The sequence below is a fragment of the Brevibacillus sp. SAFN-007a genome (assembly GCF_051967035.1).
GTDB lineage: Bacteria > Bacillota > Bacilli > Brevibacillales > Brevibacillaceae > Brevibacillus.
Window position 1 is genome coordinate 184,009 of record NZ_JBQCKK010000004.1, and the last position, 13,299, is coordinate 197,307.

Consider the following 13,299-nt stretch of genomic DNA (forward strand, 5'->3'; position numbering starts at 1 on the left):
GATTGCTTCGTTAGTATGCAGACTTTTTCCAGATGACATTCTGGGTGGAGCAAAGCAAAATCGCAGGACTCCCCGGTCCCCACAGAAACCCCCATAAAAAAAGAACCTCTCAAAACCCGTTTGAAAGGTTCCTTCCACACAAACGATCCGCTACAGACTCATCCCTCGTACTTCCGCATGACGATCACCGCATTATGGCCGCCAAAGCCGAAGGAATTGGACATTCCGATGTTCAGCGGCAGCTGGCGGGCTGTATTCGGTACGTAGTCGAGGTCGCAGGCAGGGTCGCGCTCCTCCTGGTTGATTGTCGGCGGAACGATCCCCTCCTGGAGACTTTTCGCCAGGGCAATGGCTTCCGCGCCGCCTGCCGCCCCCAGCATATGGCCCGTCATCGACTTGTTTGCCGTGATCGGGATACGGGTTGCGTGCTCGCCGAACAATCGCTTGATCGCCACTGTTTCCGAGCGGTCCCCGATCTCGGTGCTGGTGGCGTGGGCGCTGATGACATCTACCTCGCCAGGCTGAATGCCTGCCTCCTCCAGCGCCCATTTCATCGCTCGGTACGGCCCGACTCCTTCCGGATGGGGCGCGACCATGTGGTACGCGTCCGAGCTGGCGCCGTAGCCGATGACCTCGGCGTAGATGCGAGCATCGCGCTTCCTGGCATGGGAAAGCGATTCCAGAATCAGGATGCCTGCGCCTTCTGCCATGACAAATCCATCCCGCTTCGCATCGAACGGGCGGCTTGCGGCTGTCGGATCGTCGTTTCGCGTGGACAAGGCCATTGCATTGCTGAAGCTTGCCAGCGACACCTCGTTGATCGCGGCCTCGGTCCCTCCGGCGATGACGACATCTGCCCGGCCGGAGCGAATGAGGCGAAATGCTTCACCAATTGCCGTGTTGCCGATCGAGCAGGCTGTGACAGGCGACATGGTCGGGCCGTAGATACCGTGCTTGATGCTGATCATGGCTGGCGCGATGTTGGGAATGATCATCGGCACGAGCGTCGGGCTAATCCGCTCCGGTCCTCTGTTGCGCAGCATGTCGTGCTGCTCCAGAAGCGTCTGAACGCCACCGATGCCCGAACCGACGTAGACGCCCACGCGCTCGCGGTCGCATTCCTCCAGCCGGATACCCGCGTCTTCCAAGGCTTCATCCGCTGCCGCGACAGCGAACTGGCAGAAGCGGTCCATTCTTCTCGCCTCTTTGCGCCCGAAGCGAGCCTCCGGATCAAAGTCGCGGACGATTCCGGCGATTGTCGTTTTCAGACGGGAGGTATCGAATGTATCTATTGGCGATATACCTGATTTTCCTTGGGTCAAGCTGCTCCAAAACTGCTGGACGTTGCAACCTACAGGCGAAATGACGCCCAGTCCAGTCACCACGACTTTTTCCATGGTTATCCTCCTTTTCGAGTCCTTCTGGAAACCATCTTGTCACATGTGTTATCCTATTACAAGTTATTATTTATCCTAGTATAACAAGTAACCGTTTGGGCTAAAAGGCCAGGAAAGGAAACAGCCATGAACAAGCAGACACGCCTACAGGCTCTCTCGTCGTTTTTAAAAGCGCACCGCGCCAAAATTCTCCCACAGTCCGTCGGCCTCGCCCCTGGCACCCGCCGCCGGACACCCGGATTGCGCCGCGAGGAAGTCGCCCAACTGGCGGGTGTCAGCTCCACCTGGTATACGTGGCTGGAGCAGGGCAGAGACATCAAAGTCTCTCCTTCCGTGCTGGATGCCGTCTCCACAGCGCTGCAACTGACCGTGGACGAGCGCAAATACTTGTACGCGCTGGCGCTGGAAAGCGGGCCGGGAGTCGGCACGGGCCTGCAAAAGGAGGAACCGCCCCAGATCAGCCCCGCCCTGGAGAGAATTTTGCACGAACTGCGCTCCTGTCCGACGATTGTCTCCGACAGGCGGCTGCACATCGTCGGCTGGAACAGCGCCGCGGCGCACGTCTTTCTCGACTTTGAGCAGATTCCGTACGAGGAGCGCAACCTGATCCGACTGTTGTTCACGCGAAAAGAGCTGCGGCGGCTCGCCGTCAATTGGGAGCATTTCGTCAGCGGCTTTCTCGCGATTTTCCGGGCGTATTACGGGCAGTACGTCGAAGACGAATGGTACGGGCATTTTTTGAACGAGATGCAACAGGTCCACCCCGATTTTCAGCCGCTTTGGGAGCAGAGCCACGTCAGCTCCGCGCCCGAGGTGCTGCTTGAATTTCGCCACGCCAAGGCCGGAAAGATGCAGTTCCACCTGACCTCCCTGCAAGTGCAGGGCAGCGCGGATTTGCGTTGCAGCATCTACACGCCAGACCCCCAGTCCTCGACGGAAGCGAAGCTGCGCCAGCTCATTGACCGACCTGCTTCCGAGACGGCCCACTGAGCCACGCTCGACAAAAAGACCAGCGCGCTCTCACCCGAGCCGCTCTCCCCTGTCAGGATGCGACTGACAAAAGGAGAGCAGCTCCCTGGAGCTTTGCTGGTCTTTTTTTACCGAGGGAACGGGGGGAACGCGTTCCATCCGTGCCCCGCCCGTAACGCGCTACCGCTTGCGCACGGTCAACAAGCCTGCCTATCCCGCCTGCCGGTCAATGATTGACGATTCCCACCCGCGCTTCCGAAGAAGCAAGGTGGCCCGCTTCCTCGCAGCCTTCCTTCCACAAAAGGTAGCGGATACTGTCCGCAAGCGCCTCCCAGCTCGCCTCGATCACATTGGTAGAGACGCCGACCGTGCTCCACTTTTCGCCGTTGCTCGCCGATTCGATCAGGACGCGGACTTTGGCTGCTGTCGCTCCGTTTTCGTCCAGAACACGCACCTTGTAGTCGGTGAGGTGCATGTTGGCGATACAAGGATAATAGCCCTCCAGCGCTTTGCGCATGGCGTTATCCAGCGCGTTGACAGGACCGTTTCCGTCCGCTGCCGTATGGACGGTCTCGCCATTCACGCGCAGCTTGACCGTCGCCTCGGACGTGATCGACTGACTGGATGCCTTTTCCAGCAAAATTTTGAAGGAGTCGAGCGTGAACAAATGCTTCAGCTTGCCCGCCGCTGCAAGCAGCATGAGCGTGAGCGAAGCTTCCGCGCCCTCGTACTGATAGCCCTGAAACTCGCGCTCTTTAATGCGCGCAATGATCTCGCGGGTCTTTTCCCGATCCAGCGACAGATCAATCTCCAGCTCTTCCAGTTTGGCGAGCAGATTGCTCTGGCCAGCCAGCTCGGAGACGAGCACGCGCCGCTTGTTGCCGATATTCTCCGGCTCGATGTGCTCGTACGTCTTCGGATCGCGCAAGACCGCGCTGACGTGAATGCCGCCCTTGTGCGCGAAGGCGCTGTGCCCGACAAACGGCTGGTTGTTGGGCAGCGTCATGTTGGCGATCTCCGCCACGTAGCGCGACAGCTGCGTCAACTCTTGCAGCTGCTCGCTGCTCACGCATTGGTATCCGAGCTTGAGCTGCAGATTGGGCACGACAGAAATCAGGTTGACGTTTCCGCAGCGCTCTCCGATGCCGTTGATCGTTCCTTGTACCTGCCTGGCTCCGGCTTGCACCGCCGCCAAGGCATTCGCTACGGCCACACCGCTGTCGTTGTGCGGGTGGATGCCGAGCGGCGTGCGCAGATGTCCGACAGCCGCCTTGACGATCTCGTACACCTCATGCGGCAGGCTTCCGCCATTCGTATCGCAGAGGACGATCCAGTCCGCTCCGGCCTCCTCGGCGGCTTCCAGCACGCGCAGGGCATAGCGGGGATTCGCCTTGTAGCCGTCGAAAAAATGCTCCGCCAAAAACAGCGTCGTCAAGCCATGCTGTTTCAGAAAAGCCACCGAATCGGCGACCATGCGCACGTTTTCTTCCCCTGTCGTTTTCAAAGCGTCTGTGACGTGCAAATCCCAGGACTTGCCGAAAATCGCCGCCGCCTGTGCGCCACTTGCGATCAGGGCTTGCAGGTTGTCGTCCTCGGCTGCGGCCACATTCGGGCGACAGGTGCTGCCAAACGCGGTCACTTTGGCGTGCCGGAGCGGAATGTGACGGATGCGTTCAAAAAACGCCATGTCCTTCGGATTGCTCCCCGGCCAGCCGCCTTCGATAAAATCCATGCCGAACTGATCCAGCCGCTGCGCGATCTTGAGCTTGTCTTCCACCGACAGGCTGATCCCCTCTCCCTGCGTCCCGTCTCGCAGGGTCGTATCATACAGATACACCTTGCTGTTCATGTTTCTTCTCCACCTATCTCTGGTATTTTTCTGAATAATCATATCATTCGAATCTTTTGACGTTACCCAGTATACCATAGCCCAAATGGATTGAAAACGCAGGAAAATCGCGGCTTTTTCTATGTCCGCGAGGCAAGGACAAAAGCAGCCGTCTGCTTGATCGCTTCCTCCAGCGGAGCCGAAGTACCCGCAAACGGATGGCGCGTGTTGAAGGTATGATCGCCGTCTTTTATCCAGTGCAGCTCGCTGTTTTTCGCAGCCTGGTGGATTCTTTTGGCGGCCTCTACCAGACGGACGTAATCTTTTTCTCCGCTAATGATGCACAAAGGCTTTTCCATGGCCGCTGCTTTTGCCACAATGTCATACTCGTCCCGATGCTGGTCGACATCCTCAATCACGACACGCGTAATCGGCATGTTTTGGCCTGTGCGCGCATTCGCTATGTACCCGATGCCTGTCTCCGCGATCTGCTTACGCAGCGCCGGGTCGAACAGGTTGACGTCATCGATGCCGTTCCAGGTCACGATACCCGTCACATGCGGATTTTTTGCGCCAAACAGGATAGCAACTCCGCCGCCTTTGCTATGCCCCAGCACGTACAGCTTCGTTTTGTCCACATAGGCGGGCAAAGGAAGCTGGCCAGACACGATCCGCTCGACCAGCGCATCCAGGTCGGCAAGCTCGCGGGCATACGTGTTGATCCCGAACTTTTCCAGCTCATCGAATTCGGTCAAGCTCTCTCCTACCCCGTTGCAACTGAAATTGAAGCGAATCGTCGCAATGCCTCGCTTCGCCAACTCGTCGGCGACGTACGGAAAGCTGCCCCAGTCCTTGAAGCCTTTGAAGCCGTGACAAAAGATCAGCAAGGGCTGCGCAGACCCGGCCGCTTCCTCCGTATGTATATTTCCTCTCAGCGTCAATCCTTCTCCCAGATCCAGGGAAAACGCTTCCTGTCCCATACTCGTTCTCCTCCCTCGTTCCATGATGGTCGCCTGTTTGGCAGCCTCGCACGTTTCTCGCTGTCCGCCCTGGGCGACCGACACTTTTATTATGCCGCAACCCTTGGGCAAAAGGAATGAGAAAGACCCTCCAGTCTATGAAGGGTCCCGTCAACCGAGTGAGCGGTTTTTTCTCGTTTCGTCTTGGGCAAGCAGATATAATGCGTATTCCAGCGGTCTGCGCACCGCCTGAAGGTAGCGTCGATACTCGCCCAATTGCCTGAATATTTCCCGGCCCGGCTTCGGATTGATCTCGATGATCCATACCCGGCCGTGCACATCCACGCCCAGATCAAAGCCAAACTCCATCATCTGGCCGAAATGCTGCTCGATGCGCGCCACCGTTTGCAGGACGAGCTCTTTGCATTCCAGCACGATTCGCCTTGCTTCCTCCGGCCCGAAGCGATGGACCAAAAAAGGAATGGCCGGCATCGCCGTGCCTCCCCCGTGCAAATTCGAAGTCGAGGATCGCGTCGAACCGATGCGGATTCCCATGCCGGTCAGCCGCCAGGTGCCTTCTCCGTCCTTTTGCACCAGCACTCTGGTATCTACGGTTCGCCCCGGCACCAGGGACAGTTGCAGCCCTTGCTGGAGGAAAAAGTCTTCCTTTCCGTTTTTCTCTCGCTGCATCCACGCCTCCAGCCGCTCGCATACTTTGGCGATGGACGAGAGCATTTCGCTGCTTTTCGCCTGTTGCTTCGTTCGCCCGTGCAGCGAATAGCCCACTGCGGTTTTTTCCACGCGCAGGATGCTCCTCCCGCCCGAGCCGTTCGTCGGCTTGAGATACACCTGGCGATGGCGCGCCAGCATGGAAACGAGCGTGCTTCTGGCGTAGGCGTGCGTTTCCGGCAGCCATCTCGTCAACAGCGGGTCTTCCTGCAAGATTTGATGGAGGTTGAATTTATTGGTGAAACGGTTGTTGGCATAGCGGAACCAGTTTTGCTTGCGAAACGGCGGGTAGCGGCTATGCTTCGCCAGCGGATAATACCGGTAGCGGTCGATGACGATGTCCGGCCAGTCGAACCATTCGCTCTTCCAGCCTTTTTCGGCGGGGACGAAGCCTTTGATCCTGCGTTCGGCCAGTTGGACATCCTGCAGCCCGAAGACAAAAACCTCCGCTCCCATGCCGTTGCCTTCCTTGACCAGGCGACGCAAAAATCCTGGCTCGACAAATCCGGTTTCTCCCCGATAGGTCAGTATGCCGATCCGTTTTCTCACAAAAGGCCGTCCCTCCTTTGTTCACCCGTAGCCGTGTGCGATGCGCGACGCCTCATTTCATCAGTTTATGGCAGCAGACAAAAAAAGCGCCTTTGCCACCGCTAGGCAAAAGCGCATCTTTGCACATGAAAAGGGAACGGTTTACGCTTGGTGCGTTTCCAGGTAATGAAGAGCGGTTCGTCCCAACAGCTCTCCGGCAATGAGCATGGCATCCTCGTCGATGTCAAAGCGCGGATGGTGGTGCGGATAGTTCGCCAGCTTGTCCGGATTGCCCGCCCCGACAAACAAATACGCGCCAGGGACCTTCTCCAGGTAGTACGAAAAATCTTCTCCGCCCATCAGCGGCTTCATCGGCTCCACGCGCTCAGGGCCAAACGCCGCCACTGCCGCTTCACGGGCGATTTGCGCTTCCCGCTCATGATTGATGACAGCCGGGTAGCCGCGCTCGTACGATACGATCGCTTCGCCGCCCATCATCTTCGCCGTGCCGATGGCGATTTCGCCGAGACGCTGCTCCGCGCGATCCCGCACGTGGGGCAAAAACGTCCGCACCGTTCCTGTCAGGCGACAACTGTCCGCGATAATATTGTTGTTGTCCCCGCCATGAAACGTACCGACTGTCACGACGACGCTTTCCAGCGGACTGACGTTGCGGCTGGCAATCGTCTGCAAATTCGCGACGATTTGCGAGCCGATCACGATGGAATCGACCGTTTCCTCGGGAACGGCGCCGTGGCCGCCCCGCCCTTTGATTTCGATCACGAAATCGTCCGTGTTCGCCATGATCGGGCCACTGCTGATGAACACCTTGCCCACTGGCAGCATGGACCAGAGATGGACGCCAAACACCGCATCGACGCCATCGACTGCCCCATCCTCGGTCATTTGAATCGCGCCGCCCGGCGATTCTTCCTCCGCATGCTGAAACAAAAAGCGGATTTCTCCGGCAAACTGGTCGCGATGCGAAGCGAGGACGCTTGCCAGCCCCAGCAGTTGGGAGGTATGGGCGTCGTGACCGCATGCGTGCATGACGCCGGGAACGGTTGATTTGTACGGCACGTCTTTTTGATCGTGAATCGGCAGCGCGTCAAAATCGGCGCGCAACGCCACGACCTTGCCCGGACGGCTGCCCTTGAGCACTCCGACCACCCCGCGTCCGCCTACTTTTGTCCGCACTTCGTCCAGATTCAGTCCTCGCAAAATTTCTGCAATCATCGCGGGCGTCTTTTCCTCCTGAAAGGAAAGCTCCGGATATTGATGCAGATGGCGGCGCCACGAGATGATCTGCGGCTCGATTTCTTTTAGCAACGATTTCAATTGTTCCTGCAAGGACATCGGTTTCTCCCCTCTCCCCGGGTGTACGTTTTTTGCCTCTCTGTACCATCATAGCAAAAAACATGGCAAAAAAGCGCCCATCCGGGAGAAGCTCCTTACCCGATCTCCAGTTCGCTCCGCTTTCTGTCCGCAAACACGACCACTGTCGTAAAGCCTGCCCGCTTCAACTGCGCCTGCGCCTCGGCCAGATGCTGTCCCACCTGATCGGGAGCCGTCGCATGCGAAGACAGCGTGATCGGCACCTCGTGCTGCGCGAGAATGTGCAAAAAGCGGTAGCTCGGGGAAAACTCGCGCAGCGACTGGCCGCGCACGTCCCCGGCGTTTAGCTCGGCGGCCATGTCTTTTCGCCTAAGCGCCCGCGCGATCCGCTGGTAGTAAGGCAAAAGCGCCGTTTCGTCCGGCGTCGGCCCGAATGCTTTGATCCCGTCAAGATGCACCATGACATCAAACAGGCCGCTTTCAATCGCCTGCTCCAGCACATCGAAATAGCTGCTGTACAAGCCCGCTGGCGCCACTCTTTCCCAATGCTCCTGGACGTCCCGAACGGGAAGACCCCATCCCCCGGGAAAATGAACCGCGCCCATGCACACGTCCCACGGATACTGCCCGATCACTTCACGCAGGACGTCTTCTCCGCCCGGAAAATAATCCAGCTCAATCCCGATGCGCAGCGCAAGGCCATCCTCCGCCCATCGCTCGCGCTCCTCGGTCAGAAACGCGACGTAGGCCGGAAGCGAGTCGTTCGCCATCTGCGCCAGCCAGCGCCGTTGCGCCCTGCCCAAGCGGTCGTCACCTACGCGAATGTGCCGCTCGTAGTAGGAGCGGTACTCCGCAAATCGGTACATATGCTCCACGACACACACCTGCGCAATTCCTGCCTGCTTGGCCCGGACGCGATACAAGTCCAGCCACTCCCTGGAGTACGGGCCGCTCTGGAGCCTTTGGGCCAGCCCTTTGACCAGTTCGCTGGCCCAGCCTCGGCTTTCGCTCTCCTCCTTGTCGTCCAAAAACGGCCGGAGCGCGCAAGCCTGCCCGACCAGCCAGTCCAGCGAGTACGGCCCTTCTTCCAGATGCACGTGAAAGTCGACTTTCATCCTATTCCTCCCGCGGTTTGTCCACCTGTTTTCTACTGTTTGTATGCGAGAGGGCGCTGTGATATGTCTGCGTTACGAGCGAGCAAGCCCGCCTGCACACGCTACTTTGGCATCCACAGTCGCGTTTAACTAGATTCTACCAGCCCATAATGAAACGATTGGGCAGCATGAGCGGCGAACGTAAGGAAAAGTATAAAGAGGGGCTGTCTCTCAGTAGATTGTCTACTAAGGGACAGCCCCCTCTCTTCCCTAGAATCGCCGACCCTCTATTTTTTGCGCTCGTACACGTAAAACGTATGCGGATGCACGTTTTTCTCGTCCACTACACCCTCGCGCTTGTCCACCAACACAAACGCGTCGCGGTCCCAAGCCGGAAAAAACGTGTCGCCTTCCGTCTCCAGATCAATTTCCGTAATGTACAGCCGATCCACGACATCCAGAAACTGGCGGTAAATCTCGGCACCGCCAAAAATGATGACGTCGCCCAGCGCGAGCACCTCTTCTTTTGTATGCACGACCTCAACGCCCTCCGGATGAAAGTCCCGGCTGCGGGTCAGCACGACATTCCGTCTGTTCGGAAGCGGCCTGCCGATCGACTCGAACGTCTTCCTGCCCATGACAATCGTTTTTCCCGTCGTGATCTCCTTGACGTTTTTCAAGTCGGCTGGCAGGCTCCACGGCATGTCGCCGTCTTTGCCGATCACCTGATTTTTCGCGTAAGCCACGATCAGGCTAATCATACCGCCACCTCGCCCTTGATGTGCGGGTGGGCCTCGTAACCGACAATCTCGATATCGTCATAGGTGAAGTCAAAAATGGACGTGACCGCCGGATTGAGCTTCAGCTTGGGCAGCGGCTTCGGCTCGCGGGTGAGCTGGAGCTTCACCTGCTCGATATGGTTCACATACAGGTGGGCGTCGCCCAGCGTGTGGACAAAATCGCCGACCTTGAGCCCGGTGACGTGCGCCACCATGTGCGTCAACAGCGCGTAGGAAGCGATGTTGAACGGCACGCCCAAAAACGTATCGGCACTGCGTTGGTACAGCTGGCATGACAGCTTGCCGTCCGCGACGTAAAACTGGAACAGCAAATGGCACGGCGGCAGCGCCATCTCGTCCAGCTCCGCCGGATTCCACGCGCTCACGACCAGACGGCGGGAGTCCGGATTTTTTTTGATTTCCTCCACCACCCATTGGATCTGGTCCACGGTTTTGCCGTCGCGCCCGGCGAAGGAACGCCACTGCTTGCCGTACACCGGGCCTAAATCGCCGTTCTCGTCTGCCCACTCATTCCAGATTCGCACCCCTTTTTCCTGGAGATAGCGAATGTTGGTGTCTCCAGACAAAAACCACAACAGCTCGTGGATGATTGATTTCATGTGCAGCTTTTTCGTCGTAACCAAGGGGAAGCCCTCGCTCAAATCAAACCGCATCTGATGCCCGAAAATGCTTATCGTGCCTGTGCCTGTCCGATCTTCTTTCGTGACGCCTTCCGCCAAAATGCGCCGGCACAAGTCCAAATATTGTTTCAACCCCATCAACTCCTTCGTCCTCTATACTAAACAACCCCTGCCAAAATGGAAAGCCAAGATTCCATCCATGCTATAATGAGCGGGATGATTTTCACTTCTGTCACGGAATTTGAGCACGCACAGAAAGCAGGATGAACATGGACGACAAGACGCCAAGGACGAGAAGAAAGCCGTTATACAAGCAAATTGCCGAGCAGATCGAGCAGCGCATCACAAGCGGCGAATTCGGTCCGGGCAGCAGCCTGCCCTCGGAGCGCTCGCTGGCAAAAGAGCTGGGCGTCAACCGTTCGACGATCGTCGCCGCCTACGATGAGTTGCAGGCAGCCGGGATCGTGGAGCGCAGGCAGGGAAGCGGAACGCTCGTCAGCCAGGACATTTGGGGCTTGGCGCGCACGCGGGTACCGAATTGGCGGCATCTGACCGAGACCGGATCGTTTCGTCCCAATCTGCCGCTGATTCGCAAAATCCGCAGGGAAACGCAGGATAGCGAGCTGATCGATTTGGCGAGCGGGGAGCTGTCGCCTGATCTCGTCCCCCGCCACGCGCTGCGGCAACTGATCGGTCCGGACGACTTTCCCGCGCACCTGGGCTACGAGCATCCGCAAGGCAACGGGTCGCTGCGCGAGACGCTGGGTGTCCATATGCAGGAATGGCGCGGCATCGAAGCGCCTGCCCCTTCCATCATGATTACGTCCGGGGCGCAGCAAGCCCTGCACCTCGTCGTGCAGTGCCTGCTCAAGCCAGGCGACGCCGTCGCGATCGAGACGCCTTCTTACTGCCATTCCTTGCCGCTGTTCCATTCGGCTGGAGTGCGCACCTTTTCGCTTCCTGTCGAGCGACATGGCATTGATCCGGACCAGTTGGCCGAGCTGCATCGCAAGCATCGGCTCAAAATGGTGTTTCTCAACCCGAATTTTCAAAACCCGACAGGCGCGCTCCTGTCGCTTGCCCGTCGCAAGCAACTGCTCGCGTTTTCCGCCGAAAACGGCATTCCGATCATCGAGGACGATCCTTACAGCCTGACTGCCTTTTCCAAGGAGCCGATTCCTACGCTCAAGTCACTGGACAAGCACGGCACGGTTCTGTACATCAGCTCGCTGACGAAAATCGTCGCGTCCGGCTTGCGCATCGGCTGGATCGTCGGCCCGCCAACCGTCATCGAGCGGCTGGCCGACGCGAAGCAGCAGTTTGACTTCGGGCACAGCATTTTTCCGCAATGGCTGGCCGAGCGCTTTTTGGCATCCGCCGAGTTTGCCCGGCACGTCGATCGGTTGCGCACCCAACTTGCCATCCGCCATGACCAGCTGTTTTTTTCGCTGCGGGAAACATTTGGCGAACAGGTCGACATGACAGAGGCACAGGGCGGCATTCATCTCTGGTGCCGCTTTTTGGGAAAAGGGAACGACGAGCAGCTTCTGACAGAAGCCGTGAAGCGGGGCGTCGTCTTCGTGCCTGGCCATTTGTTCGGAGCAGCGCCGGGCCATGTGCGGTTTACGTTCGGAAGAGCCTCTCTCGAACAAATTCCTGTTGCAGTCGAACGGTTTGCGGAAGCTTTTACCGCAAGTGGATGAGCAAAAAAACCGCAAAGTGGATGGCTACTTTTTGCAGCGATCGGTATATGATCGTAGCAGAAAGCCTACAACCATCTGCATCCTGTGTGGACCGCGCAGGATGACTGTGTGAGACAGAAAGGACGATTGGGTCGTCATGACTATTTTTCCCTTTGTTGTTGCCGTCATCATCCTTGTCCTCTGTGCGTTGGTCGGGACGGTTCTCATCGGGCGGAAGCCTGTAGAAGCCAAGCCGCGCAGCTTCAGGCAGCGTTCGCGCAATTTGCTGCTCCTATACGGGGGGATTACGTCGATGCTCGTCATCGCCCTGGCCGTCTTTCTCTACAACCTCTAAGACTGTTCTCGCCAGCCACGGACGTTGTTCCGCTAACAAGAAGACGCCGTCTGCCCTTTTCGGGTATGACGGCGTCTGGAAGGATAAAGATGACGGGTCAGTCATCTGCTGTTTTTGCCTAGACAATTTTGCGCGCCACATTGGCGGCTTGCAATCCTCGCTGTCCATTCACAATCTCAAACACAACCTGCTCGCCTTCCTCCAAATTCCGGTAGCCTGTGCCTGTGATCGCCGAATAATGCACGAACACGTCAGGGCCTCCATCCCGCTCGATGAATCCATACCCTTTTTCCTTGCTGAACCATTTTACTTTCCCTTGAATCATTGCGTTTCCTCCCTGTCATCAGTGCAGCTCTTACGCTTACTTCATCCTATGCGGGTGCGCCGGAAGTGGATATACGGTAAAATAAATAAAGTACGATCCAAGCGTATCAGGAAGGAGTGGAACACGGAGATGAAAAAAGCATGGATTCTCGGATGCGCGCTGCTCTTGACAGCCTGCTCGGAAATTTCCGAAGGCGTCCAGACAGCGCAGCAGGCAGTGGAAACGGGCAAACAGGCGATCGAGGCAGGAAAACAGGCAGTAGAGGCGGGCAAGCAGCTGGCGGAATCGGAAATCGCCCAGCAACTGAAGACCTATCTCCAGCAAAAATACGAGTCCTCAGAGCCTCTGCGCAAGGCCATGTTCAGCGGGGACGGCCAACTGCTCGTCAACCAGCTGCAAGAGACCGAGCTGGCCAACTTCAGCTTTTACAAGTCTGATCTGTTCGGAGTGGAATACACAGGCAAGCTCGCTGGCGACGGTTCTTTTCAGGTGCTCAAACACGATTTGAACAACCCGGGCGCAGAGCCAACCGTCGTAAAGGAATTCAAGGTAACCCTGGATAACAATGGACAGATTCAAGTACAGTAAAAAAAGGAATCGTTTGAAGATATAACCTGCGATGGAAAAATCGCAGGTTTATTCAGTTCATTTAAAAACTTTTTATTGCTTCTCTCCTAA

The 13,299-nt window shown here is 57.5% G+C and carries 13 protein-coding genes; 4 read left to right on the forward strand and 9 right to left on the reverse strand.

The window, feature by feature from the left end; translation table 11 throughout:
* Positions 1-158: 158 nt before the first annotated feature.
* The gene (fabF, locus tag ACTHO6_RS07570) at positions 159-1,397 is read right to left on the reverse strand and encodes a beta-ketoacyl-ACP synthase II (protein WP_440240921.1); all 1,239 of its coding nucleotides are present in this window, start codon (positions 1,395-1,397) and stop codon (positions 159-161) included.
* 126 nt (positions 1,398-1,523) lie between these two features.
* Here fabF and ACTHO6_RS07575 point away from each other — a divergent pair, with 126 nt between their 5' ends.
* A complete protein-coding gene (locus ACTHO6_RS07575) occupies positions 1,524-2,387 on the forward strand; it encodes a helix-turn-helix transcriptional regulator (RefSeq protein WP_440240923.1) in 864 nt (287 codons plus the stop codon).
* A gap of 205 nt (positions 2,388-2,592) precedes the next feature.
* Here ACTHO6_RS07575 and cimA read toward each other — a convergent pair whose 3' ends face one another.
* The 7 genes from cimA to ACTHO6_RS07610 all read right to left on the reverse strand — a co-directional run bounded on the left by cimA (position 2,593) and on the right by ACTHO6_RS07610 (position 10,391).
* Positions 2,593-4,215 (reverse strand): citramalate synthase, encoded by a 1,623-nt coding sequence (cimA, locus tag ACTHO6_RS07580; protein WP_440240924.1) that lies wholly within the window; start codon positions 4,213-4,215, stop codon positions 2,593-2,595.
* A 119-nt stretch (positions 4,216-4,334) separates the two neighbouring features.
* Positions 4,335-5,174, reverse strand: a complete 840-nt coding sequence (locus tag ACTHO6_RS07585) for an alpha/beta hydrolase (protein ID WP_440240925.1) — start codon at positions 5,172-5,174, stop codon at positions 4,335-4,337.
* Positions 5,175-5,324: 150 nt separating this feature from the next.
* Positions 5,325-6,431 (reverse strand): YheC/YheD family endospore coat-associated protein, encoded by a 1,107-nt coding sequence (locus tag ACTHO6_RS07590; RefSeq protein WP_440240926.1) that lies wholly within the window; start codon positions 6,429-6,431, stop codon positions 5,325-5,327.
* Positions 6,432-6,572: 141 nt separating this feature from the next.
* Complete coding sequence (locus ACTHO6_RS07595; RefSeq protein WP_440240927.1) at positions 6,573-7,766, reverse strand: M20 metallopeptidase family protein; 1,194 nt, start codon at positions 7,764-7,766, stop codon at positions 6,573-6,575.
* A gap of 95 nt (positions 7,767-7,861) precedes the next feature.
* The gene (locus tag ACTHO6_RS07600) at positions 7,862-8,860 is read right to left on the reverse strand and encodes a PHP domain-containing protein (protein ID WP_440240929.1); all 999 of its coding nucleotides are present in this window, start codon (positions 8,858-8,860) and stop codon (positions 7,862-7,864) included.
* Between the two features lie 266 nt (positions 8,861-9,126).
* Positions 9,127-9,600 (reverse strand): dihydrofolate reductase, encoded by a 474-nt coding sequence (locus ACTHO6_RS07605; protein ID WP_440240930.1) that lies wholly within the window; start codon positions 9,598-9,600, stop codon positions 9,127-9,129.
* Positions 9,597-10,391 carry a thymidylate synthase gene (locus ACTHO6_RS07610; RefSeq protein ID WP_440240931.1) on the reverse strand — a complete coding sequence of 265 codons (795 nt, stop codon included), beginning with the start codon at positions 10,389-10,391 and terminating at the stop codon, positions 9,597-9,599. Before ACTHO6_RS07610 ends, ACTHO6_RS07605 begins: the two co-directional genes overlap by 4 nt.
* A gap of 137 nt (positions 10,392-10,528) precedes the next feature.
* On the opposite strand from ACTHO6_RS07610, the gene pdxR reads away from it, so the two are divergent.
* Both pdxR and ACTHO6_RS07620 read left to right on the forward strand, forming a co-directional pair.
* A complete protein-coding gene (pdxR, locus tag ACTHO6_RS07615) occupies positions 10,529-11,962 on the forward strand; it encodes a MocR-like pyridoxine biosynthesis transcription factor PdxR (protein ID WP_440240932.1) in 1,434 nt (477 codons plus the stop codon).
* Positions 11,963-12,098: 136 nt separating this feature from the next.
* Positions 12,099-12,296, forward strand: a complete 198-nt coding sequence (locus tag ACTHO6_RS07620; RefSeq protein ID WP_440240934.1) for a hypothetical protein — start codon at positions 12,099-12,101, stop codon at positions 12,294-12,296.
* A 118-nt stretch (positions 12,297-12,414) separates the two neighbouring features.
* On the opposite strand, the gene ACTHO6_RS07625 is transcribed toward ACTHO6_RS07620, so the two are convergent.
* The gene (locus tag ACTHO6_RS07625) at positions 12,415-12,621 is read right to left on the reverse strand and encodes a cold-shock protein (RefSeq protein WP_005831638.1); all 207 of its coding nucleotides are present in this window, start codon (positions 12,619-12,621) and stop codon (positions 12,415-12,417) included.
* 129 nt (positions 12,622-12,750) lie between these two features.
* Here ACTHO6_RS07625 and ACTHO6_RS07630 point away from each other — a divergent pair, with 129 nt between their 5' ends.
* Positions 12,751-13,209, forward strand: a complete 459-nt coding sequence (locus ACTHO6_RS07630; RefSeq protein WP_440240936.1) for a hypothetical protein — start codon at positions 12,751-12,753, stop codon at positions 13,207-13,209.
* Positions 13,210-13,299 lie beyond the last annotated feature (90 nt).

What these genes read in the sequence shown, in the direction of transcription:
- ACTHO6_RS07605 (WP_440240930.1), bottom strand. Translation starts at nt 9,600, where the DNA reads ATGATTAGCCTGATCGTGGCTTACGCGAAAAATCAGGTGATCGGCAAA.
- pdxR (WP_440240932.1), top strand. Translation starts at nt 10,529, where the DNA reads ATGGACGACAAGACGCCAAGGACGAGAAGAAAGCCGTTATACAAGCAA.
- ACTHO6_RS07620 (WP_440240934.1), top strand. Translation starts at nt 12,099, where the DNA reads ATGACTATTTTTCCCTTTGTTGTTGCCGTCATCATCCTTGTCCTCTGT.
- ACTHO6_RS07575 (WP_440240923.1), top strand. Translation starts at nt 1,524, where the DNA reads ATGAACAAGCAGACACGCCTACAGGCTCTCTCGTCGTTTTTAAAAGCG.
- ACTHO6_RS07630 (WP_440240936.1), top strand. Translation starts at nt 12,751, where the DNA reads ATGAAAAAAGCATGGATTCTCGGATGCGCGCTGCTCTTGACAGCCTGC.
- ACTHO6_RS07595 (WP_440240927.1), bottom strand. Translation starts at nt 7,766, where the DNA reads ATGTCCTTGCAGGAACAATTGAAATCGTTGCTAAAAGAAATCGAGCCG.
- fabF (WP_440240921.1), bottom strand. Translation starts at nt 1,397, where the DNA reads ATGGAAAAAGTCGTGGTGACTGGACTGGGCGTCATTTCGCCTGTAGGT.
- ACTHO6_RS07600 (WP_440240929.1), bottom strand. Translation starts at nt 8,860, where the DNA reads ATGAAAGTCGACTTTCACGTGCATCTGGAAGAAGGGCCGTACTCGCTG.
- ACTHO6_RS07585 (WP_440240925.1), bottom strand. Translation starts at nt 5,174, where the DNA reads ATGGGACAGGAAGCGTTTTCCCTGGATCTGGGAGAAGGATTGACGCTG.
- cimA (WP_440240924.1), bottom strand. Translation starts at nt 4,215, where the DNA reads ATGAACAGCAAGGTGTATCTGTATGATACGACCCTGCGAGACGGGACG.
- ACTHO6_RS07625 (WP_005831638.1), bottom strand. Translation starts at nt 12,621, where the DNA reads ATGATTCAAGGGAAAGTAAAATGGTTCAGCAAGGAAAAAGGGTATGGA.